The sequence below is a fragment of the Streptomyces sp. NPDC006997 genome (genome assembly GCF_040635175.1).
Taxonomy (GTDB): Bacteria; Actinomycetota; Actinomycetes; order Streptomycetales; family Streptomycetaceae; genus Streptomyces.
The window spans coordinates 24,956-49,989 of record NZ_JBEYHH010000032.1; the positions used below are offsets into that span (position 1 = coordinate 24,956).

The 25,034-nt window shown below is 73.5% G+C and carries 26 protein-coding genes and 1 pseudogene; 11 read left to right on the forward strand and 16 right to left on the reverse strand.

Annotated elements, in window-relative coordinates; genetic code table 11:
• Window positions 1-10: 10 nt before the first annotated feature.
• The gene (locus ABZ659_RS27425; RefSeq protein ID WP_360224956.1) at window positions 11-1,180 is read right to left on the reverse strand and encodes a thiolase family protein; all 1,170 of its coding nucleotides are present in this window, start codon (window positions 1,178-1,180) and stop codon (window positions 11-13) included.
• Between the two features lie 155 nt (window positions 1,181-1,335).
• Between ABZ659_RS27425 and ABZ659_RS27430 the strand changes: the two genes are divergently transcribed.
• The 3 genes from ABZ659_RS27430 to ABZ659_RS27440 all read left to right on the forward strand — a co-directional run bounded on the left by ABZ659_RS27430 (window position 1,336) and on the right by ABZ659_RS27440 (window position 3,137).
• Complete coding sequence (locus ABZ659_RS27430) at window positions 1,336-1,806, forward strand: helix-turn-helix domain-containing protein (protein ID WP_360224958.1); 471 nt, start codon at window positions 1,336-1,338, stop codon at window positions 1,804-1,806.
• Between the two features lie 160 nt (window positions 1,807-1,966).
• Window positions 1,967-2,842, forward strand: a complete 876-nt coding sequence (locus ABZ659_RS27435; protein WP_360224960.1) for an undecaprenyl-diphosphate phosphatase — start codon at window positions 1,967-1,969, stop codon at window positions 2,840-2,842.
• 100 nt (window positions 2,843-2,942) lie between these two features.
• A complete protein-coding gene (locus tag ABZ659_RS27440) occupies window positions 2,943-3,137 on the forward strand; it encodes a hypothetical protein (RefSeq protein WP_360224962.1) in 195 nt (64 codons plus the stop codon).
• A 20-nt stretch (window positions 3,138-3,157) separates the two neighbouring features.
• On the opposite strand, the gene ABZ659_RS27445 is transcribed toward ABZ659_RS27440, so the two are convergent.
• The gene (locus tag ABZ659_RS27445; protein WP_360224964.1) at window positions 3,158-3,898 is read right to left on the reverse strand and encodes an SDR family oxidoreductase; all 741 of its coding nucleotides are present in this window, start codon (window positions 3,896-3,898) and stop codon (window positions 3,158-3,160) included.
• A gap of 90 nt (window positions 3,899-3,988) precedes the next feature.
• Between ABZ659_RS27445 and ABZ659_RS27450 the strand changes: the two genes are divergently transcribed.
• Both ABZ659_RS27450 and lnt read left to right on the forward strand, forming a co-directional pair.
• Window positions 3,989-4,471, forward strand: coding sequence for a nuclear transport factor 2 family protein (locus tag ABZ659_RS27450; RefSeq protein ID WP_360224966.1), 483 nt, complete (start codon window positions 3,989-3,991; stop codon window positions 4,469-4,471).
• Window positions 4,472-4,538: 67 nt separating this feature from the next.
• A complete protein-coding gene (gene lnt / locus ABZ659_RS27455; protein WP_360224968.1) occupies window positions 4,539-6,185 on the forward strand; it encodes an apolipoprotein N-acyltransferase in 1,647 nt (548 codons plus the stop codon).
• On the opposite strand, the gene ABZ659_RS27460 is transcribed toward lnt, so the two are convergent.
• Entirely contained in the window at window positions 6,100-7,014 is a 915-nt protein-coding gene (locus ABZ659_RS27460; RefSeq protein ID WP_360224970.1) for a Gfo/Idh/MocA family oxidoreductase, read from the reverse strand. The genes lnt and ABZ659_RS27460 overlap by 86 nt on opposite strands.
• Before the next feature lie 88 nt (window positions 7,015-7,102).
• Here ABZ659_RS27460 and ABZ659_RS27465 point away from each other — a divergent pair, with 88 nt between their 5' ends.
• Together ABZ659_RS27465 and ABZ659_RS27470 are read left to right on the forward strand one after the other, a co-directional pair.
• On the forward strand, window positions 7,103-7,747 hold the full coding sequence (locus ABZ659_RS27465; RefSeq protein WP_360224972.1) for a TetR/AcrR family transcriptional regulator: 645 nt from the start codon (window positions 7,103-7,105) through the stop codon (window positions 7,745-7,747).
• Between the two features lie 113 nt (window positions 7,748-7,860).
• Window positions 7,861-8,388, forward strand: a complete 528-nt coding sequence (locus ABZ659_RS27470; RefSeq protein WP_360224974.1) for a hypothetical protein — start codon at window positions 7,861-7,863, stop codon at window positions 8,386-8,388.
• Between the two features lie 44 nt (window positions 8,389-8,432).
• On the opposite strand, the gene ABZ659_RS27475 is transcribed toward ABZ659_RS27470, so the two are convergent.
• The 9 genes from ABZ659_RS27475 to ABZ659_RS27515 form a co-directional block, all read right to left on the reverse strand.
• Window positions 8,433-8,921, reverse strand: coding sequence for a hypothetical protein (locus ABZ659_RS27475; RefSeq protein ID WP_360224976.1), 489 nt, complete (start codon window positions 8,919-8,921; stop codon window positions 8,433-8,435).
• Window positions 8,922-9,042: 121 nt separating this feature from the next.
• On the reverse strand, window positions 9,043-9,726 hold the full coding sequence (gene ung, locus ABZ659_RS27480; protein ID WP_360224978.1) for a uracil-DNA glycosylase: 684 nt from the start codon (window positions 9,724-9,726) through the stop codon (window positions 9,043-9,045).
• A 93-nt stretch (window positions 9,727-9,819) separates the two neighbouring features.
• Window positions 9,820-11,397 (reverse strand): ABC transporter substrate-binding protein, encoded by a 1,578-nt coding sequence (locus tag ABZ659_RS27485; protein ID WP_360224980.1) that lies wholly within the window; start codon window positions 11,395-11,397, stop codon window positions 9,820-9,822.
• 228 nt (window positions 11,398-11,625) lie between these two features.
• Window positions 11,626-12,381, reverse strand: coding sequence for an SDR family oxidoreductase (locus ABZ659_RS27490; protein ID WP_360224982.1), 756 nt, complete (start codon window positions 12,379-12,381; stop codon window positions 11,626-11,628).
• Between the two features lie 17 nt (window positions 12,382-12,398).
• The gene (fabG, locus tag ABZ659_RS27495; RefSeq protein ID WP_360224984.1) at window positions 12,399-13,160 is read right to left on the reverse strand and encodes a 3-oxoacyl-ACP reductase FabG; all 762 of its coding nucleotides are present in this window, start codon (window positions 13,158-13,160) and stop codon (window positions 12,399-12,401) included.
• A 135-nt stretch (window positions 13,161-13,295) separates the two neighbouring features.
• A complete protein-coding gene (locus ABZ659_RS27500; RefSeq protein ID WP_360224986.1) occupies window positions 13,296-13,679 on the reverse strand; it encodes a DUF3037 domain-containing protein in 384 nt (127 codons plus the stop codon).
• Entirely contained in the window at window positions 13,676-14,431 is a 756-nt protein-coding gene (locus ABZ659_RS27505; protein ID WP_360225080.1) for a HipA family kinase, read from the reverse strand. Before ABZ659_RS27505 ends, ABZ659_RS27500 begins: the two co-directional genes overlap by 4 nt.
• A gap of 120 nt (window positions 14,432-14,551) precedes the next feature.
• Window positions 14,552-16,024 (reverse strand): Re/Si-specific NAD(P)(+) transhydrogenase subunit beta, encoded by a 1,473-nt coding sequence (pntB, locus tag ABZ659_RS27510; RefSeq protein WP_360224988.1) that lies wholly within the window; start codon window positions 16,022-16,024, stop codon window positions 14,552-14,554.
• Between the two features lie 5 nt (window positions 16,025-16,029).
• On the reverse strand, window positions 16,030-17,574 hold the full coding sequence (locus ABZ659_RS27515) for a Re/Si-specific NAD(P)(+) transhydrogenase subunit alpha (protein ID WP_360224990.1): 1,545 nt from the start codon (window positions 17,572-17,574) through the stop codon (window positions 16,030-16,032).
• A 322-nt stretch (window positions 17,575-17,896) separates the two neighbouring features.
• Between ABZ659_RS27515 and ABZ659_RS27520 the strand changes: the two genes are divergently transcribed.
• Window positions 17,897-18,406 (forward strand): Rieske (2Fe-2S) protein, encoded by a 510-nt coding sequence (locus tag ABZ659_RS27520; RefSeq protein WP_360224992.1) that lies wholly within the window; start codon window positions 17,897-17,899, stop codon window positions 18,404-18,406.
• A gap of 24 nt (window positions 18,407-18,430) precedes the next feature.
• Here ABZ659_RS27520 and ABZ659_RS27525 read toward each other — a convergent pair.
• Window positions 18,431-19,048, reverse strand: a pseudogene (locus ABZ659_RS27525) (isochorismatase family protein); the annotation flags it as partial.
• 128 nt (window positions 19,049-19,176) lie between these two features.
• Between ABZ659_RS27525 and ABZ659_RS27530 the strand changes: the two are divergent.
• On the forward strand, window positions 19,177-19,653 hold the full coding sequence (locus ABZ659_RS27530) for a pyridoxamine 5'-phosphate oxidase family protein (RefSeq protein WP_360224994.1): 477 nt from the start codon (window positions 19,177-19,179) through the stop codon (window positions 19,651-19,653).
• A 239-nt stretch (window positions 19,654-19,892) separates the two neighbouring features.
• On the opposite strand, the gene ABZ659_RS27535 is transcribed toward ABZ659_RS27530, so the two are convergent.
• Window positions 19,893-20,807, reverse strand: coding sequence for a LysR family transcriptional regulator (locus tag ABZ659_RS27535; protein WP_360224996.1), 915 nt, complete (start codon window positions 20,805-20,807; stop codon window positions 19,893-19,895).
• Window positions 20,808-20,881: 74 nt separating this feature from the next.
• On the opposite strand from ABZ659_RS27535, the gene ABZ659_RS27540 reads away from it, so the two are divergent.
• Window positions 20,882-21,826 carry a DMT family transporter gene (locus ABZ659_RS27540; protein WP_360224998.1) on the forward strand — a complete coding sequence of 315 codons (945 nt, stop codon included), beginning with the start codon at window positions 20,882-20,884 and terminating at the stop codon, window positions 21,824-21,826.
• Window positions 21,827-21,834: 8 nt separating this feature from the next.
• Here the strand turns inward: ABZ659_RS27540 and ABZ659_RS27545 are convergent, their stop codons facing one another.
• A complete protein-coding gene (locus tag ABZ659_RS27545; RefSeq protein WP_360225000.1) occupies window positions 21,835-23,169 on the reverse strand; it encodes an aminotransferase class I/II-fold pyridoxal phosphate-dependent enzyme in 1,335 nt (444 codons plus the stop codon).
• A gap of 35 nt (window positions 23,170-23,204) precedes the next feature.
• On the opposite strand from ABZ659_RS27545, the gene ABZ659_RS27550 reads away from it, so the two are divergent.
• A complete protein-coding gene (locus ABZ659_RS27550; protein ID WP_360225002.1) occupies window positions 23,205-23,909 on the forward strand; it encodes a pyridoxamine 5'-phosphate oxidase family protein in 705 nt (234 codons plus the stop codon).
• A gap of 16 nt (window positions 23,910-23,925) precedes the next feature.
• On the opposite strand, the gene ABZ659_RS27555 is transcribed toward ABZ659_RS27550, so the two are convergent.
• Window positions 23,926-24,876, reverse strand: a complete 951-nt coding sequence (locus ABZ659_RS27555; RefSeq protein WP_360225004.1) for an EamA family transporter — start codon at window positions 24,874-24,876, stop codon at window positions 23,926-23,928.
• Window positions 24,877-25,034 lie beyond the last annotated feature (158 nt).

Below are 25,034 nucleotides of genomic sequence, written 5' to 3' on the forward strand. Positions count from 1 at the left end.
CGGCGTCCGTTCAGACGTTCTCCAGGATCATCGCGTTGGCGAGGCCGCCCGCCTCGCACATGGTCTGGAGGGCGTAGCGGGCGCCGCGCTCGTGCATCGCGTGCACCAGGGTGGTGGTGAGGCGGGCGCCGCTGGCGCCGAGCGGGTGGCCGAGGGCGATGGCGCCGCCGTGCACGTTGACCTTGGCGAGGTCGGCGCCGGTCTCCTGCCGCCAGGCCAGGACGACGCTGGAGAACGCCTCGTTGACCTCGAACAGGTCGATGTCGTCCAGGGTCAGTGCGGCCCTGCGGAGCACCTTCTCCGTCGCGGGTATGACGCCGGTGAGCATCAGCAGCGGGTCGGAGCCGGTGACGGCGAAGCTGTGCAGCCGGGCCAGCGGGCGCAGCCCGAGGCGGGCGGCGGTCTCGCTGGAGGTGATCAGCACGGCGGCGGCGCCGTCGTTGAGGGGGCTGGCGTTGCCCGCGGTGATGTTCCACTCGATCTGCGGGAAGCGCTCGGCGAAGTCGGGGTCGTGGTAGGCGGGCCGCAGACCGGCGAGGGTCTCGACGCTGCTGCCCGGCCGCACGCTCTCGTCGCGGGCCACGCCGTCGAGGGGCGCCACCTCGGCGTCGAAGAGGCCCGCGTCCCAGGCCGCGGCGGCCTTCTGGTGCGAGGCCGCCGCGAAGCCGTCCAGGCGCTCACGCGTGAGGGACCACTTGGCGGCGATCAGTTCGGCGCTGATGCCCTGCGGGACCAGTCCCTCGCGGTAGCGCTCGGCGACGCCGGGTCCGAAGGGGTCGGTGCCGGGCGGCACGTTGGACCACATCGGCACCCGGCTCATCGACTCGACACCGCAGGCCACGACCAGGTCGTAGGCCCCGGCCAGGACGCCCTGCGCGGCGAAGTGGACGGCCTGCTGGGAGGAGCCGCACTGGCGGTCCACGGTGGTCGCGGGGACGGACTCCGGGAAGCCCGCCGACAGAGCCGCGTACCGGGTGGTGTTCATGGCCTGCTCGCCGACCTGGTCGACGGTGCCGCCGATGACGTCGTCGATCAGCGCGGGGTCGACGCCGGTCCGTTCGACGAGGGCGCGCAGGGTGTGGGCGAGCAGTTCGACGGGGTGCACGTGGGCGAGGGCGCCGCCCGGCTTGCCCTTGCCGACGGGGGTGCGTACGGCTTCGACGATGACCGCGTCACGCATGTGCGGGCCTCCTGTGTGGAGTGATCCGGGTGGACCGGAACGAGTGGGTTGGAACGAGTGGGTTGGAACGACGGGGCTGCGATCAGTGCGTTGGAAATCCAAACTCACGATATCCGTGTGAGTTGGAAAATCAAACCCTCATTAGACTGAGCCTCATGGCCGCCCGAAAAGACCCCCGCCCCTGCTCCATCGCCGACACCCTGGCCCTGGTGGGCGAGAAGTACTCCCTGCTGGTCCTGCGGGAGGTGTGCATGGGCAACCGCCGCTTCGACCAGCTGGTACGCAACACCGGCGCCCCGCGCGACATCCTCGCCGCCCGGCTGCGCCGCCTGGTCGACGCCGGGATCCTCGCCAAGCGCGCCTACAGCGAGCGCCCGCAGCGCTTCGAGTACCGGCCGACCCAGGCGGGGCTCGAACTGGAGCCCGTCCTGCTCACGTTGATGGCGTGGGGCGACCGGCACCTGCGCGGCGACGGCGACCGCCCGATGGTCCTGGAGCACGTCTGCGGCAACGAACTGGTCCCGGTCGTCACCTGCGCCGCCTGCGGGGACCCCGTGCGCCACGAGGACCTGGTCCCCCACCCGCAGATCCCCGGCTGGTCGGTGAGCGGTCCGACCGCGGCCTGATCCAGCGGCCGCGAGACCGCGGTTCACCTTCTCAACCCCTGTGTCCTGGCCGTCTTCCAAGGGCGCTACGCTGCCCTCCGGTACACCCGATCACCGCATCCGTGGACGCTCGGCGTGACCGTCGCCCGTTCCACGATCGGCACTTGGACTCCGTAACTTCATGTCTTGGTTCGAATCACTCATCCTCGGACTCGTCCAGGGGCTGACCGAGTTCCTCCCCGTGTCCTCCAGCGCCCACCTGCGCCTCACCGCCGCCTTCTCGGGCTGGGAGGACCCGGGCGCCGCCTTCACGGCGATCACGCAGATCGGCACGGAGGCGGCCGTGCTGATCTACTTCCGCAAGGACATCGGCAGGATCCTCGCCGCGTGGACCCGCTCGCTGCACGACCGGGAGTGGCGCAAGGACCACGACGCCCAGATGGGCTGGCTGGTGATCGTCGGCTCGATCCCGATCGGTGTGCTCGGCCTGACGCTGAAGGACCAGATCGAGGGCCCGTTCCGGGACCTGCGGATCACCGCCACCATGCTGGTCGTGGTCGGCGTCGTCATCGGCGTCGCCGACCGGCTCGCCGCCCGCGACGAGACCGGGGGACGGCACCGCGCGCCCCGCGCCCGCAAGGAACTCAAGGACCTCGGCGTCAAGGACGGCCTGATCTTCGGCTTCTGCCAGGCGGCGGCCCTGATCCCGGGCGTCTCCCGCTCCGGCGCCACCATCAGCGGCGGCCTGTTCATGGGCTACAAGCGTGAGGCCGCCGCCCGCTACTCCTTCCTCCTGGCCATTCCGGCCGTCCTCGCCTCCGGCCTCTTCGAGCTGAAGGACGCCATGGAGACCGGCCACGTCTCCTGGGGGCCGACGGTCTTCGCCACGGTGATCGCCTTCGGCAGCGGCTACGCCGTGATCGCCTGGTTCATGAAGTTCATCTCGACCAAGAGCTTCATGCCGTTCGTCTACTACCGCGTCGCGCTCGGCATCGTCCTGATCATCCTGGTGATGTCCGGCGTGCTCAGCCCGCACGCGGGGGAACCGGCGCACTGACGGCCACGGCGGCGCCGCACCGAACGCATCCGGCCACCGCATACGATCTGCGTAGCCGCCCGGTAGCGCAGTGTCAGACCTTGCCCCTAGTCTGGCCCGCATGTCCCCCGAGTCCCTGACGCCCGGCGCCCCACCGCCCGGCCCCACGCGCTCCGCAGCAGAGGTGAACGAGCAGATCCGCGCCCTGTGGCTGCGCGCGGGCGGCAGACTCTCGCCCCAGGAGCGCGCGGAGTACGAACTCCTGGTGGTGGAGTGGGCCGCCGCGATCCGCGACGGCGTCATCGAGGCGGCCTGACCCCGGGGCACCGCCGGACGTCACATCCCGCCCGCCACCCGCAGCACCGTCCCCGTCGTGTACGAGGCGTCCGGTGACATCAGCCAGGCCACGGCCGCGGCGATCTCCTCCGGCTGGCCGGGGCGGCGCAGCGGGATGCGGGGGGCCGCCTGGGCGGCGCGGTCGGGGGCGCCCATGGCGGCGTGGATGTCGGTGTCGGTGGTGCCGGGGGCGACGGCGGTGACGCGGACGCCGTCCGGGCCGAGTTCCTTGGCCAGGCCCACGGTCAGGGCGTCCACGGCGGCCTTCGTGGCGGCGTAGTGCACGTACTCGCCGGGGCTGCCCAGGGTGGCGGCGGCCGAGGAGACGTTCACGATCACCCCGGTGCCGCGGGGCGTCATCAGCCGCGCCGCACGGCGCGCGCACAGCAGCGCGCCCAGGACGTTGACGTCGACGACCCGGCGCAGCACCGCGGTGTCGGTGTCGGCGAGCCGTCCCAGCGGGCCCGTCACCCCGGCGTTGTTCACCAGCCCCGTCACCGGTCCGAGCCGGTCCTCGGCGGTGTCGAAGAGCCGGTCCACGTCCGCCTCGACCGAGGTGTCCATGCGGACGGTGACACAGCGCCCGCCCGCCGCGCGTACGCCCGCCGCCACCTTGTCGGCGGCCTCGGCGTCCCGGAGATGGCCGAGGGCGACATCGTGCCCGTCCGCGGCCAGGCGCAGGCAGACCGCGGCGCCGATGCCGCGGCTGCCGCCGGTGACGACGGTGACAGGACGAGTCATGGGAGGTCTCCCGAGGTAGGTGCCGAGATGGATCAGCTTAGGGCCGCACGCCCTCTTGGCGGGATCGGCCCCGTGCCCAACACTGAGCCGATGACGCAGCGTGTGGAGCTGGCGAACGTGATGGACCGACTCGCCGTGGACGACCTGATCACCGACTACGCGGGGGCGGTGGACGACGGGGACTGGGACGGCTACCGAGGACTCTTCACCCCGGACGGCCGCGCCGACTACCGCTCGGCGGGCGGCATCGAGGGGGACGCCGGGCAGGTCGCCGAATGGCTCGCGGAAAGCCTCGGGCCGTTCTCGACGCGGCAGCACCTGATCGTCAACCGCCGGGTGCGGTTCGGCCTGCTGGAGCGGGACACCGGCGACACCGCTCAGGTCAGGGCCGACTACGTCAATCCGATGCGGCGCGCCGCCGACACCGGCTCCGTCGTGCCCGACTTCGTGGGCGGCGGCCGGTACGCCTTCGGGCTGCTGCGGACGGCCGAGGGATGGCGGCTGCGCGAGGTGGTCGTCCAGGAGAAGTGGCGCCGTCTGCCCGACGACCCCGGCGCCGGTGTGATCAACTGACCCCGCGCCGCCGGTTTGGGATCGCCCGCAGCGCGCACACTGGATCCAGCGGGTAGGGAGGCGCCGTATGAAGTGGTCCGGCCAGTGGCTCGCCTCCCCCTGGCGGCGCTCGGTGACGGCCGCGGCGGCCGGCGCGCTGCCGATGCTGGCGTTCCCCGCGCCGTCCTGGTGGTGGTTCGCCCCGGTCGCCCTGGTGCCGTGGCTGCTGCTCGCCCGCACCGCGCCGACCGGAAGCCGGGCGCTGTACGACGGCTGGTCCGGCGGCTTCGGCTTCATGCTGGCCGTGCACCACTGGCTGCTGCCCAACCTGCACGTCTTCACCTTCGTCATCGCCGCGCTGCTCGGCGCGCTGTGGGCGCCCTGGGGCTGGCTCGTACGCCGGTTCCTGGGCGGGGCGCCCGGCGCGCGGCGGATCACGGCGGCGCTGCTCGTGCTGCCGTCCGGCTGGCTGGCGGTGGAGCTGGTCCGCTCCTGGGAGGCCCTGGGCGGGCCGTGGGGGATGCTCGGCGCCAGCCAGTGGCAGCGGGAACCGGCGCTGCGGCTGGCCTCCGTGGGCGGGGTGTGGCTGCTGAGCTTCCTGGTGGTGACGGTGAACGTGGCGGTCGCCGTACTCGTGGGGGCGGCGGCCCGGCGGGCCCGCGCCGCCTCGGCGCCGATCCCGCGGAACCCCGCCGCCGCGGTGCCGGGGACCACCGGTCCCGCCCTGCTCGCCGCCACCGCCCTCGTCCTCACCGCCGCCGCCACCCTCGCCGCCCACCTCTGGTCCCCGCGTCCCGGTACCGACGCCCACGTGCGGATCGGCGTCGTCCAGCCCGGTGTCGTCAGCGGCCCGGACAGTCCCGACCGCCGGTTCGACCTGGAGGAGCGGCTGACCCGCAGCCTCGTCGGGCAGGACGTCGACCTGGTGGTCTGGGGCGAGAGCAGCGTCGGCTTCGACCTCGGCGACCGGCCCGAGCTGACCCGGCGGCTGGCCGCCCTCTCGCGTGAGACGGGCGCCGAGATCCTGGTGAACGTGGACGCGCGCCGCTCCGACCAGCCCGGCATCTACAAGAGTTCGGTCCTAGTCGGCCCCGAGGGCCGCACCGGCGACCGCTACGACAAGATGCGGCTGGTCCCGTTCGGCGAGTACATCCCGGCCCGCTCCCTGCTCGGCTGGGCGACCTCGGTCGGCAGGGCCGCCGCGGAGGACCGCAGGCGCGGCACCGAGCAGGTCGTGATGGACGTCGGTGACGGCCTCAGGATCGGCCCGATGGTCTGCTTCGAGTCGGCCTTCCCCGACCTCAGCCGGGCCCTCGCCCGCGACGGCGCGGACGTGCTGGTGGCCCAGTCCGCGACCTCCACCTTCCAGCAGAGCTGGGCGCCCGCCCAGCACGCCTCGCTCGCCGCGCTGCGCGCAGCGGAGACCGGCCGCCCGATGGTGCACGCCACACTGACCGGCGACTCCGCCGTGTACGGCCCGGGCGGACAGCGCGTGGGCTCCTGGCTGGGCACGGACGCGAGCGCCGCGCGGGTGTACGAGGTGCCGCTGGCGCACGGGGTGACGCCGTACGCCCGGCTCGGCGCCTGGCCGGTGTACGCGGCGCTGCTGGTGCTCGCCGCGTACGGGGTGGCGGAGGGGGCGCGGTGGGTCAGGCGGCCCGGTCGGCGCCGTCCTGGACCGCGCGTACCACGCGCTCGCACAGTTCGTGCGTCGCCAGCGCGTCCCGGGCGCTGAGCGTCCTCCCGGCCCGGACCGCGTCGAGGAAGGCCAGCGCCGCCTGCTCGATGCCGCGCTGCCGGGCCACCGGCACCCAGTCCCCGCGCCGCCGCACGGTCGGCTGCCCCTTGTGGTCGACCACCTCGGCGATGTTGAGCACCTGCCGCTTGGTGTCCTGCCCGGCCACCTCCAAGACCTCCTCGGCGGAGCCGCTGAGCCGGTTCATCACGCCGAGCGCGGTGAAGCCGTCCCCGGCGAGCTGGAGCACGACGTGGTGCAGCAGCCCGCCCTCGGTGCGGGCGCGCACGGTCACGTCGTCGACCGGTCCCGGCACCAGGAAGCGGAGGGTGTCCACGACGTGGATGAAGTCGTCGAGGACCATCGTGCGCGGCTCCTCGGGCAGGCCGACGCGGTTCTTCTGCATGACGACCAGCTCGCGCGGGTGCTCGGCGCACTGCGCGTACGCGGGCGCGAACCGCCGGTTGAACCCGACCGCGAGCGACACGCCGCGCTCCTCGGCCAGCTCCACCAACCGTTCTGAGTCCGCGAGTTCGTAGGCGAGCGGCTTGTCGACGTACGTCGGTATGCCCGCCTTGAGGAGCCGGGTGACGATCTGCGGGTGGACGTCCGTGGGGGCGTGCACGAACGCGGCGTCGAGGCCCTCCGCGAGCAGCGCGTCCAGGTCGGCGTGGCGCCGCTCCGCCGGGAGGTGGAGGCTGTCGGCGACCCGGGCGAGGGTGGCGGGCGTACGGGTCTGGAGATGCAGCTCCACCCCGGGCTGGACGCCGAGCACCGGCAGATACGCCTTCTGCGCGATGTCCCCGAGTCCGATGCAGCCGACCTTCACGTGGGTCTCCTCTACCGCTTGCCTGAGCCTGCTCCTCCGGCAGCATACGGGCGCCGCGGGGGACACCGGCGGCGGCAGGTTGAGCGCCATGGCCGATCACGCCCCGGGCACCTCCCGCGCCGACCTCGTCGCCGACACCGCGCTCGCCCTGCTCGCGGAGCGCGGGATGCGCGGGCTCACCCACCGCGCGGTCGACGAGGCGGCCGGGCTCCCCCAGGGCTCCACCTCCAACGTGGCCCGCACCCCGGAGGCACTGCTGGAGCTGGCGGTACGGCGGCACGCCGAGCGGGAGGCGCGGGTGCTCGGGCTGCACGAGACGCCGGATCCGCGCGCCGGGCTCGACTCCCTGGCCGACGCCATGGCGCTGGCGGTGCACCTCTCCGTCACCGACCACCGCGACCTGCCCGTCGCCCGCCACGAACTCGCCCTGGAGGCCACCCGGCGGCCCGCCCTGCGCGCGTTCTACGACGCCGAGGGCGCCGTCTTCCGGGGGCACCTCACCGCCCTGGTCACCGCGCTGGGCTCGACCGCCCCGGCCCGGCACGTGCTGTCGCTGGTCGCCTGGGCGGACGGGCTGATGTTCAGCTGCGCGGCCGGTTCCTACAACGCCGAACCGCCGACCCTGGCGGAGGTGCGGGCGGGGCTGCGGGAACTGCTCGCCGGGATGTTCGACGGCGACGCGACCCGCCCCGCGGGCGACGCGACCGGCACCGGCACCGGCACCGGCGGCTGACGTCAGCCGCGCCCCCCGCGCGCCCTCCCTACCGGGGACGCGGATCACCCGTGTGGGGCAACTCGCGCTTGTTGGCCGTGCCGTGCCGGAGGCGACCCAGCAGAGTGGCGCGGGTGCATCGAACGACGACCACCGCAGCGCTTCTGGTCACCGTGGCCGTCTCGGCCCTCTCCGGCTGTACGACGGTCCCCCACCGGCCCGCGCCGGGTCCGCCCCCGCCGCCGCCCACGGCCCCGGCGCGGCACCCGGACCACGCGACGGAGCCGCAGGTCGTGCAGGCCCCGGCGCGTGAGGCCCTGGAGCTGGTCGCCCCCTCCCCCCGCCCGGCCACCTCCCCCACACCCGCGCCCCCGCCCCGGGACCAGCCCGCCCACCGCTCCCAGGCACACCCGGCGCCCCGCGCCGAAACCCCCGGCCGCTCCCCCGAGCACCGCCCCGACGACCCACCGCACCCGGCCTCGCGCCCGGCACGCCCCTCGGGCCCCACACGCCCCGCCGCCCCCGCGCCCCCCGAGATCCCGGACGTGTCCCGGACCGTCCGCGAGCAGACCGACGTCTGCGCGCTCGGCACCCGGTACGGCGGCTGGCGCCCGGGCAGCCCGGAGTCGGTGACCTGCGAGAAGGTGTACGGCCACCGGTAGAGGGCCGCCGACGTGGCCCACCCCCGTCCCTCGGCGCGGCCCGGCTACCCGTCCGCGCCGCCCGCCCCCAGTCGCGACTCCAACCGCCCGATCGCCGCCCGGACCCCGTCGCCGTAACTGTCGTCGGCCAGCGCGGCGGCGGCGCCCCTGGCGCGTCTGAGGTGGCTGCGGGCGGCCTCCACGCGGCCGAGCTTCACGTAGTCGGCGGCGAGGTTCAGATGCAGGGAGGGGTAGAGCGCCCGCACCGCCAGGGTGCCGTCATGGCGGGCGAGGCGGTCGTCGGAGAGTTCCTCCGCGGCGCCCAACGCCCGCAGGTCCCAGGCGAGTTCGTCGGCAGGGTCGTCATGGGTGTCGGCCATGTAGTGGGCGAGGGTGCACCGGTGAAGGGGGTCCCCGTCCTCACCGATCTCCGCCCACAACGTCAGGAAGCGCTGCCGGGCCTCCTCCCGGTCCCCCGCGTGATGCAGCATCACGACCTGCCCGATCCGCGTCATCACCGCGTCCGGCGCCACCTGTTCCCGCCGCTCCGCCATCACGCCCTCCGCACACTCGCCGACCCTCGTACCCCGACGCTAGCCGCAGGCACTGACAATCCGGGCGAGGCAGCCCCGAGAGCGGCTCCGGGGGCCCGATCGGCGCCCGGAGCCCATGAGGTCAGCCGAGGTTGGGGATGCGCCAGTCGATGGGCTCGTGGCCCTGCGCGGCGACCGCCTCGTTGATCTGGGTGAACGGCTGGGAGCCGAAGAACTTCTTCGCCGACAGCGGCGAGGGGTGGGCGCCCTTCACCACCGCGTGCCGGGTCTCGTCGATCAGCGGGAGCTTCTTCTGCGCGTAGTTCCCCCAGAGCACGAACACCGCCGGGTCGGGCCGGTCGGCCACCGCGCGGATCACCGCGTCGGTGAACTTCTCCCAGCCCCTGCCCTTGTGCGAGTTGGCCTCACCGGCGCGGACCGTGAGCACCGCGTTGAGCAGCAGCACGCCCTGCCGGGCCCACGGCATCAGATAGCCGTTGTCCGGGACGGGCAGGCCCAGCTCCGACTGCATCTCCTTGTAGATGTTCCGCAGCGAGGGCGGGGTCTTCACCCCGGGCCGCACCGAGAAGCACAGGCCGTGGCCCTGGCCCTCGCCGTGGTACGGGTCCTGGCCGAGGACCAGCACCTTCACCTGGTCGTACGGCGTCGCGTCGAGGGCGGCGAAGACCTCCTCGCGCGGCGGGTAGACGGGACCCTTCGCCCGCTCCTCCTCGACGAACTCCGTCAGCTCCTTGAAGTAGGGCTTGTGCAGCTCGTCGCCCAGTACCCCGCGCCAGGACTCGGGCAGCATGGCGGTGTCGGTCACGTCAACTTCCTTACGGTGTGCGGTCGCTTGCAGTGCCTCAGAACCTACCGGCGACCACTGACAACCGCCCTCGCCACCCGGGGATCCGCCGCGTCACCAGCTGGTCTTGCGGGACAGCTCCCACATCATCATGATCGTCGACGGGTCCAGCGCCCGCTCCCCGCCCGCGATCTCCTCGCTGGCGGCCATGTACTGCTTGCCCTGCCACAGCGGCAGCAGCCGCGCGTCCTCGACGAGGATCTCCTGGGCCTCCTCGAAGTCCTTCGCCACCTGCGCCCGGTCGCTCTCCCGCCGGGAGCGGGGCAGCAGTTCGTTGGTGATCCTGGTGGCCGGGTACGGCGTACCGAGCGCGTTCTCCTCGCCGACGAACGGGGCGATGAAGTTCTCGGCGTCGGGGAAGTCGGGGAACCAGCCGCGCCCGAACACCGGGTACTCGCCCTTCTGGTAGCCCTCGACGTAGGTCTTCCAGGGGCGGCTCTTCAGCGTGATCCTGAACAGCCCGGTGGCCTCCAGCTGGCGCTTCAGCTCCTGGAACTGGGTGGCCGTCTCGGAGCCGTACCGGTCGGTGGTGTACCAGAAGGTGAGCGGCACCGGCTCGGTGATGCCCGCCTTGGTGAGGGTCTCGCGGGCCTTGTCGGCGTCCGGGTCGCCGTAGCTGTCGAAGAAGCCGGTGGTGTGGCCGGTCAGGCCCTTGGGGACCATGGAGTACAGCGGGTCCACGGTGTCCTTGTAGATCTTGTGCGCGATCGACGCCCGGTCGACGACCTGGGCGATCGCCTGGCGCACGGCGGGCTTGGCCGCCCACGGGTCCTTGGGGTTGAACACCAGGTAGCTGATGTCGGTGCCCGCGTTCTCGATGAGCTGGAGCTCGGAGCCGTTGTTGCGCTCCTGGAGCGCGAGGACGTCGCCGGAGGCCAGACCGCGGTAGGTGATGTCGATCTGCTTGCTTCTGAGGGCCTTGACCATGGCGCCGGAGTCGCCGAAGTAGCGGATGGTCACCGCGTCGTTGCGGCGCTCGGCGTAGCCCTCGTAGTTGTCGTTGCGGACGAGTTCCGCCCGGTCGCCCTCCTTGTACGACTTCAGGGTGTACGGCCCCGAGCCGCTCACCGAGTCGCCCTCGCGCAGCGCGTCGGCGGGGTAGTCGTCCGGGTCGACGATGGACATCGCCGGGGTGGCGAGCACGAACGGGAAGGTCGCGTCGGCCGTCTTGAGGTGGAAGGTGACCTCGCGGTCGCCGCGCGCCTGCACCCGCTCCAGGCTGCCGAGCAGACCGGATGGGCCGCCGGGGACCTTGATGGCCAGGATCCGGTCGATGGAGTACTTCACGGCCTGCGCGTCGAGCGCGGAGCCGTCCGCGAACTTCAGGCCCTCGCGCAGCTCACAGCGGTAGGCGCGGTTGGAGCCGTCGGTGAAGCCACAGCTCTCGGCGGCGTCGGGCTGGGGCGTGGTCGCGCCGTTCGGGTAGCTGAGCAGCGTCTGGTAGATGTTGCGGAACAGCTCCCACGAGCCGTCCCAGGAGGCGGCCGGGTCCAGGGTGCTGGGCGCGCTGGTGGTGCCCACGACGATGGGTCCCGCGTCGGAGTCGTCGTCCGAGAAAAAACCGCACCCCGCTATCAGGGATATGGACGCCAGCGCGGCCAGTTGCCGCAAGCACCGATTCCGGTTGAACACGCGCACGCTCCTCGATCTGCCATACCAAGGGTCGGCAGACATTACCGCAGCCTTTTGGGCCGTTGGGCCATGCCCGTGCACGCTTCTTGATCAACCCGTGTCATGACTACGTTGTCAGACAGGGGTGAGCTGCCCTTTTCCGAAGGAAAGCTGTCCGTTGCACCGAAAAGGCGCCGTACCCCTCCGACGAACGGGGAGTACGGCGCCTGCGACGCTCGGTCAGGATTCTCAGTGGACCCCGGCGTTGAGGAAGATGCCGCCGTCCACGACGAGCGTCTGGCCGGTGATCCAGTCGGACTGCCCGGAGGTGAGGAACGCGGCGGCGCCGCCGATGTCGGAGGGAACGCCGAGCCGCTGGAGCGGATAGGCGGCAGCCGCCTCCGCCTCCCGGCCTTCGTAGAGGGCCTGCGCGAATTTCGTTTTGATCACAGCCGGAGCGATTGCGTTGACACGCACGGAGGGTGCGAATTCGTGGGCGAGTTGCACCGTCAAATTGATCATCGCGGCCTTGCTGACGCCATAAGCGCCGATGAACGGCGACGGAGCGAGTCCGGCGACGGAGGCGATATTCACGATCGCGCCGCCGTTCTCCCGCTGCCACGCCTTCCAGGTCCGCTGGGCGAAGCCGAGCGCGGAGATCACATTGGTCTCGAACACCTTGCGCGCGACGTTCAGGTCGAGATCGGCGATCGGCCCGAACACCGGATTGGTCCCCGCGTTGTTGACCAGGTAGTCCACCCGGCCGAAGGCCTCCATGGTCCGCTCCACGGCGACGGCCTGGTGGGCCTCGTCGTGCGCCTTGCCCGCGACGCCGATGGCGCGGTCGGAGCCGAGCCGGTCGACGGCCTCCTTCAGGGCGTCCTCGCCCCGACCGGTGATGCAGACGCGGTCACCGCGCGCGACGAGGGCCTCGGCGACGCCGTAGCCGATGCCGCGGCTGCCGCCGGTGATGAGGGCGACCTTGCCCGAAAGCTCCACAGTCATGTTCCTGCTCCAGATCCCTAGTTGAGCGGTCCGCCGGCGACGTACATGACCTGTCCGGAGACGAACCCGGCGTCGTCGCCCGTGAAGAACGCGACGGCGTTGGCGATGTCCTCCGGGCGGCCCACGCGCTGTACCGGGATCTGGGTGGCGGCGGCGGCCTGGAACTCCTCGAAGCCCATGCCGACGCGCTCCGCGGTGGCCTTGGTCATCTCGGTGACGATGAAGCCGGGCGCGACGGAGTTGGCGGTGACGCCGAACTTGCCCAGCTCCTTGGCGAGGGTCTTGGTGAAGCCCTGCAGACCGGCCTTGGCGGCGGCGTAGTTGGCCTGGCCGCGGTTGCCGAGCGCGGAGGACGAGGAGAGGTTGACGATCCGGCCGAAGCCCGCGTCGACCATGTGCTTCTGGCACGCCTTGGCCATCAGGAACGAGCCGCGCAGGTGCACGTTCATGACCGTGTCCCAGTCGGCGGCGCTCATCTTGAACAGCAGGTTGTCGCGGAGCACGCCCGCGTTGTTGACGAGGATGGTGGGCGCGCCCAGCTCCTCGGTGATCCGCGCGACGGCCGCCTCGACCTGGGCCTCGTCGGAGACGTCGCAGCCGACCGCGATCGCCCGGCCACCGGCGCCGGTGATCTGCTCGACGGTGTCCTTGCAGGCGGCCTCGTCGAGGTCGATCACGGCGACGGCCCGGCCCTCGGCCGCCAGGCGTACGGCGGTGGCCGCGCCGATTCCGCGCGCTCCGCCGGTGACTACGGCGACCCGCTGGTCAGTGCTGGACATGGCTGCTTCTCCTCGTCCTCAGGGTGCGGCTCCGCGGTACGCCCATCGGTGAGCGACCGCTTAGTACCTTCAGCAGGACGAGACGCTAGAAGCCCTGGCACCCGGTGTCAACGGCTCACCGCGCCGTGTGATCCATTACCTCACCAGGAGGTCGAGCAGCCGCTCCGCCTCGGCGGCCGGATCGGCGGTGAGCCCGGTGTGCACCGGCCCCGGCTGGACGACGGTGGAGCGCGGCGCGATCAGCCACCGGAAGCGCCGTCCGGGGTCGTCCGGCGCCGCCTGGCCCGCCGCCGCGCCGCCCGCGCAGACGCCCTCCACGGCGCGCAGCGCGGCCCGTACGCCGCCGAGGTCCACCTCCGGGTCGAGGGCCAGCAGCCGCGCCTCGTCGAGGTGGGTGCGGGCGCCGACGTACGCCTTGGCGCGGCAGTACACCAGCACCCCGGCGTTGACGCACTCGCCGCGCTCGATCCTCGGGACGACCCGCAGCAGCGCGTACTCGAAGACGTGCCGGTCGCTCATCTGGTCCCCCGGATGCGCTCGTGGATGTCGGCGGCCCGCGCGAGCAGCGGCTCCGCGTAGGCCCGCCGCAGGTCGTCGGCGGTCTCGAAGCCGGGTTCACCGGCCAGCCAGACGTCGGGGATCTCGGCGGTGACCTCGGCGAGGAGGTCGGCCGTGACCCGGGGCGCGAGGTCGGCCGCCGCGGCGGCGACGTCCGGCGCGAAGGAGTGCAGGGCGTGGTCGGAGGCGTCGTAGGGGCGGGCGGCGGAGGCGGTGGCACCGGGCCAGTTGTGGTGCCAGATCATGGTGGCACCGTGGTCGATCAGCCACAGCTCGCCGCGCCACACCAGCAGGTTGGGGTTGCGCCAGGACCGGTCGACGTTGCCCACCAGCGCGTCGAACCAGACGATCCGGCCCGCCTCCCGGGCGTCCACCGGGAAGGCGAGCGGGTCGAAGCCGAGGGCGCCGGAGAGGAAGTCCATGCCGAGGTTGGCGCCGCCGCTGGCCTTCAGCAGTTCCTGCACCTCCGGGTCGGGCTCGCCGAGCCCCAGCACCGGGTCGAGGCCGAGCGTGACCAGCCGGGGCACGCGCAGGCCCAGTCGGCGGGCGAGTTCACCGCAGACGACCTCCGCGACGAGCGTCTTGCGGCCCTGGCCCGCGCCGGTGAACTTCATGACGTACGGGCGGAAGTCGTCGCCCTCGACGAGTCCCGGCAGTGAGCCGCCCTCCCGCAAAGGCGTGACGTAGCGGGTCGCGGTGACCTCGTCCAGCATCTTCCCAGGCCACCCTTTCGGCTCCGGCATGAAGGGAGCATCGTACCGGGGGTGATCAGCCACGCCCGGCGGGCCGGGGAAGCGCCGCCTCCCCGGCCCGCCGCGCGAGCGAACCGCCGCTCACACGGAGGTGCCCTGCATCGCCGCCTCCCCGCCCTGCGCGGCCGCGGAACCGGCGTCGAGCGGGCTCAGCGAGCGCAGGATCGCCTCCACGCTGGCCTTGGCGTCGCCGAACAGCATCCGGCTGTTCTCCCGGAAGAACAGCGGGTTCTGCACCCCGGCGTACCCGGAGGACATGGACCGCTTGAAGACGACGACGTTCTCCGCCTCCCACACCCGCAGCACCGGCATCCCGGCGATGGGGCTGGCCGGGTCCTCCTCCGCCGCCGGGTTGACGGTGTCGTTGGCGCCGATGACGAGGACCACCCCGGTGTCGGGGAAGTCGTCGTTGATCTCGTCCATCTCCAGCACGACGTCGTACGGCACCCGCGCCTCGGCGAGCAGCACGTTCATGTGGCCGGGCAGTCGGCCGGCCACCGGGTGGACGCCGAAGCGGACCTGGACGCCGCGCCGCCGCAGCGCCTGCGTCAGCTCGGCCACCGGGTGCTGGGCCTGGGCCACCGCCATGCCGTAGCCGGGGGTGATGATCACCGAGGTGGCGTTCTCCAGCAGTTCGGCGGTCTCCTGCGCGGTGGTCTCGCGGTGCTCGCCGTGCTCGGTGTCACCGCCGGCCGGCGCCTCGACGCCGAAGCCGCCGGCGATCACCGAGAGGAAGGACCGGTTCATCGCCTTGCACATGATGTACGACAGGTAGGCACCGGAGGAGCCCACGAGCGCGCCGGTGACGATGAGCAGGTTGTTGTTGAGCAGGAAGCCCGCCGCTGCCGCCGCCCAGCCGGAGTAGCTGTTGAGCATGGAGACGACGACGGGCATGTCACCGCCGCCGATGGAGACGACGAGGTGCCAGCCGAGCGCGAGCGCCAGCGCGGTGACGGCGATCATCAGGCCGAGGCCCGGACTCGCCGTGAACCACACCGTGAGCGCCAGGAAGGCGACGAGCGCACCGAGGTTGAGGGCGTTCTTGCCCGGCAGCGTCAGCGGGCGGGACTTGATCCGCGCCGACAGCTTGAGGTAGGCGACGATGGAGCCGGTGAAGGTGACGGCGCCGATGAAGATGCCGATGAACACCTCGGCGTGGTGGATGGAGAGCAGGTCGTCGGCGATCCTGCCCCGTCCGCCGTCGTGCGCCTCCACCTCCAGGTAGCTGTTCCAGCCGACCAGCACCGCGGCCAGGCCGACGAGGCTGTGCAGGACGGCGATGAGTTCCGGCATCTGGGTCATCTCCACCCGGCGGGCCCGCCACAGCCCGATGGCGGCGCCGGCGGCCGTGGCGACGACGATCAGCGTCACGGCGGTGCCGGAGACGTCCTGCGCGGCGGCGACGACGGTGGTGACGAGGGCCAGGGCCATGCCGCCGATGCCGTAGGCGACCCCGGCGCGGGAGGTGTTGTGGCGCGAGAGCCCGGCGAGGCTGAGGATGAACAGCAGCGCGGCGACGATGTCGGCGGCCTGTGCGGCCGTGGTTGCGGTCATCGGTCTCAGCCCTTCGAGAACATGCCGAGCATACGGCGGGTGACGGCGAAGCCTCCGAAGATGTTGACGGTGGTCAACATGATCGCCGCGAACGCCAGCACGGTGATCGCCGGACCGCCGTGGCCTATCTGGAGCAGCGCCCCGACCACCACGATCCCGGAGATGGCGTTGGTGACCGACATCAGCGGGGTGTGCAGGGCGTGGTGCACCTTGCCGATGACGTAGTAGCCGATGACCACGGCCAGCGCGAACACCGTGAAGTTGCCCACGAGCTGCGCCGGGGAGAAGGCGATCAGCAGGAACAGCGCGAGCATCGCGGCGCCGGTCAGGCCGTACCGCGCGGCCGGGGTGAGCCGCGGCTTGCTGGGCTGCGGCGCGGGCGGCTTCGGGGCCGGGGTCTGCCCGGCGGGCGCCGCCGACACCTGGACGGGCGGTGGCGGCCAGGTCTGCTCGCCCTCCCGCACCACCGTGACGGAACGCTGCACGACGTCGTCGAAGTCGAGCGTCAGCCGTCCGTCCTTGCCGGGCGTCAGCAGCTTGAGCAGGTTGACGAGGTTGGTCCCGTAGAGCTGGCTGGCCTGCGCGGGCAGTCGGCTCGCCAGGTCGGTGTAGCCGATGATCGTCACGTCGTTGTCGGTGACGATCGCCTTGCCGCTGACCGTGCCCTCGACGTTGCCGCCCTGGGCCGCGGCCATGTCGACGATGACGCTGCCGGGCTTCATCGACGCCACGTCGGCCGCCGTGATCAGCCGGGGCGCCGGGCGGCCCGGGATCAGCGCGGTGGTGATGACGATGTCGACGTCCCGGGCCTGCTCGCGGTAGATCTCGGCTGCGCGCCGGTCGTACTCCTCGGAGGTCGCGCGCGCGTAGCCGTCGCCGCTCGCCGTCTGCTCCACCTCGACGGCGAGGAACTCGCCCCCCAGGGAGCGGACCTGGTCGGCGACCTCGGGCCGCGGGTCGGTGGCCCGCACCTCGGCGCCGAGGCTGCCCGCCGCGCCGATCGCGGCGAGGCCCGCGACGCCCGCCCCGGCCACCAGGACCTTGGCCGGTGGCACCTTGCCCGCGGCGGTGACCTGGCCGGTGAAGAACCGACCGAAGACGTGCGCGGCCTCGATCACCGCCCGGTACCCGGCGATGTTCGCCATCGAGCTGAGCACGTCCATCGACTGGGCGCGGGAGATGCGCGGGACGGCGTCGAGGGCGAGGACGGTGATCGGCCGTGCCGCCAGCTCCTCGACGAGCTCGGGGCTGTGGGCCGGGGCGATCAGTCCGATCAGGGTCGCCCCGTCGCGCAGTCTCTCGATCTCCTCGTGCGAGGGGGCGTTGACCTTGAGGACGACGTCCGCCTGCCAGGCGTCCCCGATCCGCGCGCCCGCCTCGGTGTACGCCTCGTCGGAGAAGCCGGAGGCGGCACCGGCCTCCGACTCCACGACGACCTCGTAGCCGAGGCCGAGGAGTCGGCGGACGCTGTCCGGCGTGGCCGCCACCCGTGTCTCCCCGCGGGTGGACTCGGTGACGACGCCGATCCGTTGAGGGGGTGAATCCGACATTGCTCTCCTCTGGTGTCGTGTGATCCCGGGGCTGGGGGCCTGGGCGCTCCCCTCGCCGACCCGTGCGGACCGGGCCGGAACCACATGCCCTGTCGGCGCCTCCGTGAATCAGCCGACTCTGGTGCGTGGCGACGGGACGGGACGATCGATCGCCTCTCCCCAAGCAGGACAGTACTGGGCAGAGGCGCCGAGTCGGACACCGAAACCGCAGTTGGGCCGCCGAAGGGCGGATTCCGGCCCGCTCTGAACGGGACCGGCGCCCGGCCCGTACCTGTGGGCGGAATCACCGAGGCACTCGTGTCCTGGGGAAGGGACTCTCAGCATGACCAGCGCACCGTTTCAGCCCGCACAGCCCTCGTCGCGCCCCTCCGGCCGGCCCGCCCGGCGGGCGGTCATCGCGGCGGCCGGAGCCGCGGGACTCACCGCCGCGCTGACGGCGTGCGGGTCGGAGGACGACTCCGGGTCCGGGACCGGCACCGGGGTGGACGCGGAGGGCTCCGGGCCGACTGGCGCCGGCGATCAGGCGGAGGGCGGGGAGGCGGCGGGCGGCGGCACCGTCATCGCCAGGACCTCGGACGTCCCCGAGGGCGGCGGGATGGTCGTCGGCGACGTGGTCGTGACCCAGCCGACGGCGGGCGAGTTCAAGGCGTTCTCCTCCAAGTGCACCCACCAGGGCTGCGCCGTGAAGGACGTCAAGGACGGCGTCATCCACTGCCCCTGCCACGGCAGCCAGTTCTCGGCGGCCGACGGGAGCGTCACGAAGGGCCCGGCGACCCAGCCGCTGGCGGCGGCCGAGATCGCGGTCGACGGGGAGTCGATCACGCGGGTGTAGGTCAGCGGCGGCGGCCTCCGCCAGACAGCCCGGCACCTCGTGCGTGGTGGCGCGGCTGGCGACCAGGGAGGGGGTGTGCCGGATCATCGCCGGGGTGTACTCGGCGGGCACCCCGGCGATCGCGTCCGTCGGTACGACGGCGGTGTAGCCCCGGTGCACGGCGGCGAGCACCGCGTCGGGGGCCGTGGCGTTCGCCGGGACGCCGGTGACGACCCGGGGCGCGGCAGCCGAGGTCGCGCAGCAGTACGTCGACCTCGGTGCCCTCGACGGGCGACGGGCCGTGCGGGCACCGTACGACGATGTCCTCCTCGGCGACCTCGACCGGCGCCGCCACCCGGACCGCCGTGGTGTCCGACTGCTGCTGCACGGGGAGCCGTTCGGCGGCGCGGAAGAGGCGGGCGTCGCGGCTCGCACCCCGGCCGTCGGGGCGGCGTTCCGCGACGGCGCGGATCACGTGGACACCGCACGCGTGGGCCGCGGTCACCAGCCGGGCGATGTTGGCGAGCGCACCGGGTCCCGGGCCCGCCGGGCGAGTTCGGGCAGCGCGCGGCCCGCTCCCACGACGCCTTCCTGGCACTCGACGGTGAGCGGCACCGAGGCGGCGGGGGGAAGGAGTTGGCCGAGCCGCGTGGCCGACGTCATGCCGCGCCCTCCCTTGTCACCGGTCCCGGGGCGGGCGAGAGTAGCCGCCGTCGCGTACGGACGGAAGTCGGGCCACACTGTCCCTGACGAGCCGTCAGCAATGGTGGAGTCGCCGTGGAGGGAACCGCATGACCGTCACCCAGCGCCGGGGCCGGAAGATCATGATGACGCCCGAGGAGCTGGACGCGTTCCTCGCCGCCGAGCGCACCTGCCGGGTCGCCACCGTCTCCGCCGACGGCGCCCCGCACGTCAGCCCCCTCTGGTTCGCCTGGGACGGCACCTCCCTGTGGCTGTACTCGCTCACCCGCAGCCTCCGCTGGGCCCAGCTCCGCCGGGACGGCCGGGTCGCGGTGGTGGTCGACGCCGGGCACGAGTACGACGAACTGCGCGGCGCCGAGCTGTCCGGCACCGTCGAGTCCGTGGGCGAGGTGCCGCGCACCGGCGCCCCGCACGAGGAGCTGACGGCGGTGGAGCGCCTCTTCGCCCGCAAGTACTTCGGCATCGACGAACTCCCCCACGACGGCCGCCACGCCTGGCTCCGCCTGACCCCGGACGCCGTCCGGTCGTGGGACTTCCGGAAGCTGCCGGGGGTCCGGGGGGCGTGACGCGGGGTACGTGACGCGGTCGGGCATGGCGAGCCAGGCGCGCGGCGAGGCGAGGCGCGACGCGGGCGGGCGCGGTGACGCGACGCGGGCAGTCGCGACAGGCGTGACGCGGGCAGTCGCGACAGGCGTGACGCGAAACGGGCAGGCGCCACAGGCAGGACGCGGCGCGGGCGAGCGACCCGGGCGTGACTTGCGCACGCGGGCGCCGCAGGGGTGACACCCGCGGGCGCGGCCCCGTGTCAGCCCTCCCCCGCCCCCACGCTCTCCCCCGCCGCCCGCAGTGCCCGTACCGCCGCGCGGATCGACGGGCGGCGGTCGGCGTCCGCGCGCCAGACGACGTAGACGTGCCGCCGGACCCGTGGCCGGAGCGGGACCGTGACGACGCCGGGCGGCAGTGGGTGGCGGCCCAGCAGGGGTGCGACACAGACGCCGAGGCCCGCCGCGACCAGCCCGAACTGGGTGTGGGTCTCGGCGGCGCGGTGGCCGAGGATCGGCTCGATGCCACGGGAGCGCAGCGTGAAGATCAGCCACTCGTGGCAGAACTCGCCCTCGCCCCAGGTGATCCACTCGTCCTCGGCGAACTCCTCCAGGTCCACCTCCTCCCGCCCCGCGAGCGGGTGCCCGGCAGGCATCGCCACGTCCGCCGGGTCGTCCAGGATCGGCGCCTTGACCAGGCCGTCCGGCAGCGGCATCGGCTTGTTGTACCAGTCGAGGACGACCGCCAGGTCCAGGTCGCCGCGGACCACGCCCGCGATGCCCCGCTCCGGCTCCAGCTCGCAGGAGCGCAGCCGCAGCGCGGGGTGCTCGGCGCGCAGCGCGGCCAGCGCGGTGGGGAACAGCCCGCGCGCGGCGGTCGGGAAGGCGGACAGCCGCAGCTCGCCGACGACCTGGCCGCGCTGCGCCTCCAGGTCGGACTGGGCGAGCTGCACCTGCGACAGGATCCGCGCGGCGTGGTCGGCGAGCAGCCGCCCGGCGTCGGTGAGCCGTACGCCCCGGCCGTGCTTGGCGAGCAGCCGCTGGCCGACCTCCCGTTCCAGCTTGGCCAGTTGCTGGGAGACGGCCGAGGTCGTGATGTGCAGCCCCTCGGCCGCGCCGCTGACCGAGCCGTGCCGGGCGAGGGCGTCGAGGGTGCGGAGCCGCTCCAGGTTCAACATGTAAGCGATGCTACGAGATACTCGGTTCCTATTGTCGCTTGTTCTACGAGATCGCGTCCCGCATCGTTGCGTTCATGACCAGCGTGACCAGCACCTCCCGGGCCACCGCGAGCCCTGCGACCGAGCCGGGCCCCCGCCCCCGCCCCCGCCTTGACTGGCGTCTGCGCCTCGGCGCCCTCTCCCTGATCTGGGGTTTCAGCTTCCTGCTCATCAAGGTGGGCACCGGGGCGTACGCCCCCTTCCAGGTCACCCTGGGGCGGCTGGCGTTCGGTACGGCGGTGCTCGCGGCGGCGCTGGTGGTCAGGCGGCAGCGGCTGCCGCGCGGGGCGCGCACCTGGGCGCACCTGACGGTCGCCGCGTTCTTCCTGAACGCGCTGCCGTTCTCCCTGTTCGCCTACGCGGAACTGACGATCCCGTCGACGCTCGCGGGCATCTGCAACGCCACCTCGCCCCTGTGGGGCATGGCCCTCTCCCTGGTCGCCCTCTCCGAGGACCGGCCGACGCGGCTCAGGGTCGCCGGTCTCGGCCTGGGCTTCCTCGGCGTCCTGACGGTGCTCGGGGCCTGGCAGGGCTTCGCGGGCCTGGACGGTCCGGGCACGGCGATGGCCCTGCTGGCCTCGCTCAGCTACCCGGTCGGCTGGATCTACGTCCGCCGCACCCTGGCCGGCGCGAACCACTCCCACCTCTCCCTGACGGGGGCCCAGCTGCTGCTGGCGACGGTCCAACTGACGGTGGTGACGCCGCTGTTCACGGACGTCCCGACCCACTTTCCCGTGCTGCCGCTGCTCGCGGTCGCCGCCCTGGGCGCCCTCGGCACCGGCATCGCCATGCTCGTCCAGTACGGCCTGGTCGCCGAGGTCGGCCCGACCACGGCACAGACGGTCACGTACTTCGTCCCCGTCATCGCCACGGCCGCGGGCATCGCCCTCCTCGGCGAACCGCTGGCCTGGTCGACCCCGGTCGGCGCGGTGATCGTGCTGGCGGGGGCGGCGCTGACGCAGATCCGGCCCCGCGGGTAGGCGGCGCCCTACACCCGCGTCCCCCCGGGCGCCCACCTCCCCACCGCCGCCGCGATCGCGGCGGCCAGGGCACCCGTCTCACCCTCGCCCAGCGTCGAGACGGTGACGCGGATGCCGGGCGGGGCGGCGAGGCGGAAGCGGGCGCCGGGGGCGACGGCCCAGCCGGAGTGCAGCAGCCGGGCGACGGCGCCGGTCTCGTCCGGCACGGGGATCCACACGTTGAGGCCGCTGCGGCCGTGCGCGGGCACCCCGCGCCGCGCCAGCGCCGCGATCAGCGCGTCCCGGCGTCGGCCGTACGCCGCCGCGACCGCCCGCGCGTCCACCGCGCCGACCGCCCACAGCCGGGCCACCGCGCCCTGCGTGATCCGGCTGACCCAGCCGGGCCCGAGCCGCTGCCGTCCGCGCACCCGGTCCAGGGTCACCTCGTCCCCGGTGAGCACGGCGAGCCGCAGGTCGGGGCCGTACGCCTTGGCGGCGGAGCGGACGAAGGCCCAGTGCCGGGTGCCGCCCGCCAGGGGATGCAACGGCAGGTCGACGATGCCGTGGCCGTGGTCGTCCTCGACGAGCAGCGTCTCGGGGTACTCCAGGAGGACCGACCGCAACGCACGCGCGCGTGCGCCGCTCACCGCCGCGCCGGTCGGGTTCTGCGCCCGGTCCGTGACGATCAGGGCGCGCGCCCCGGCGGCCAGCGCGACGCGCACGGCGTCGGGGAGCGGTCCGTCGCCGTCCACGCCGACCGGGTGGGTGCGCAGCCCCAGCGCCGGGACGAGGTCCAGCAGCCCGCCCCAGCCGGGGTCCTCCACGGCGACGGCGTCCCCGGGCTTCAGATGGGCGGCGAGCACCCGCTCGATGGCGTCCAGCGAGCCGGAGGCGACCGCGACCGGCCCGTCCGGCACGCCGCCCGCGTCCAGGTCGGCGCGCGCCAGCCGGGCCAGTTCGGGATCGACCGCCGCCGCCCCGTAGAGGACCGGCTCCCGGTCGCCCCGCTCGGCCGCCGCCGCGAACGCCGCCGCCAGCGACGGCAGCAGCGCCGGGTCGGGGTTGCCGTCGGACAGGTCGCGCACGCCGTCCGGCACGTCCACCCGGATCTCCTCGCGCCCGGTGGTGGCCGGTTTCGCGCGGATACGGCTGCCCCGGCGTCCGGCGGTCTCGATCACCCCGCGCTCGCGCAGGGTGCGGTACGCGGCGGCGACGGTGTTCGGGTTCACCCCGAGCCGGCCGGCCAACTCCCGCATGGGCGGCAGCGGTTGCCCCGGCTCCAGCTCCCCCGAGCCCACCGCCCGCTCCACGCTCGCCGAAATCTCCGCTGCGCGCCGCCCACTGATCGGATAATCTCCTAGCACAAACCACAGTATGCACTAGTGCAATGGAGAACGCCATGCAGGCCACGCCGGAGACCCGGGAGACACAGCCGCCGTCACAGCCCGCCGCCTACACCCCGACCGACCGCACCGTCCCCACCCGCGCCCCCGAACGCGCCTCCTACGACAAGGAGCTGGTGCACGCGATCCTCGACGAGGGCTACGTCTGCCACCTCGGCTTCGTCCGCGACGGCGCCCCGGTCGTCCTGCCCACGCTCTACGGCCGGGTCGGCGAGCGCCTCTACGTGCACGGCTCGACGGGCTCCCGCCCGCTGCGGATGGCGGGCCGGGCCGACCCGGGCCTCCCGGTCTGCCTGACCGTCACCCACGTCGACGGCCTGGTGCTGGCCCGCTCGGCGTTCCACCACTCCGTGAACTACCGCTCGGTGGTGGTGCACGGCACCGCGTACGACGTGACGGACCCGGACGAGAGGCGTACGGCCCTGGACGCGCTGGTCGACCACGTCGTCCCCGGCCGCTCCCGTGACTCCCGGCCCGCCAACAAGAAGGAGCTGGCCGCCACCGCCGTCCTCCGCCTCGACCTGGCCGAGGTCTCCGCCAAGCTCCGCGGCGGCGGCGCCAACGACGAGCCCGAGGACCTCGGCCTCCCGCACTGGGCGGGCGTCCTCCCCCTGCGCAAGGGCTACGAGGCACCCGTCGCCAACGCGGACCTGGCCCCCGGCACCGGCGTCCCCGACTACCTGGCGGCGATGGACCGCTGACCGGCACGCGCCGCTGTCACCTCTCCCCGGCCTCCCGCGTCCCGCGCGACTCCGCCACCGCGAGCCCCGCCACCGAGCCGAGCAGCAGCAGGGTGCCCGTCAGGGTGGCCGGGGTGAGCCGTTCGCCGAGCAGTCCGACGGCCAGGACCGCCGCGCTCACCGGCTCCAGGAGCATGATCACGGACACGGTCGCGGACCGTACGACGGCCGCCCCGGCGAAGTACAGCGCGTACGCGAGCGCGGTGGGCACGGCCGCGATGTACCCCACCAGCCACAGCAGCCGTACCGGGTCGGCGGTCTGCGGCACGATCCCCTCCGCCAGCGCGAACGGCAGCAGGCACGCGCTCGTCACCGCGAACGCCCAGACGGTCGTGTGGGCGGCGTCCGTTCCGCCGTCGCGGCCCCACCAGCGGGTGAGCAGCGTCATCGCGCTGTACCCGGCGGCCGACACCAGCGCGAGCAGCACGCCCGACGGCCGTACGGTCGCGGCCCCGTCCCCGGCGACCAGCACCCCGAGCCCGGCCAGCGCCCCGAGCACGGCGGCGGCCCCGGCGCGGCCGAGCCGCTCCCCCAGGGTCAGCCGCGCCCCGAGCGCGATCAGCACGGGCCCGGCGCCGAGCGTGACGACGGTCGCCACGGCCAGCCCGGTGGCCGACACGGCGGCGAAGTAGGCCGTCTGGAACACGGCGAGGCCGAGCCCCGTGGCGCCGATCCGCAGCGCCGTACGGCGGCCCGCCTCGGGGGCGGCGAGGGTGCGGGCGCCCCTCGGGCGCGGGGTCAGCAGCCGGGCGGCGACCAGCAGCGCCAGCCCGGCCGCGCAGCGCCAGAAGGACAGGGCGACGGAGCCCATGTCGCTGGTCCGGTAGACCAGCGCGGCGGCGGCGCCCGCGGTGCCCCAGGCGGCACCGGCGACGATCAGGTAGAGCAGGCCACGCCCGACGGGCAGGCCGGAAGAAACAGTGGACACGTGTTCTCTCCGCAGTGCGCGAGTCGCGCGGAAGTTCGGGAAGGGACCGCCGCTGAGCGGGGGTCCGCGGACTTCGTCTGCGGGCAGCACGGCAGGCCCCGACGGCGGGTCAGGAACCGGTCACCGGCTCCCGGGGCGCCGGGCGCTGTCCGTGGGGG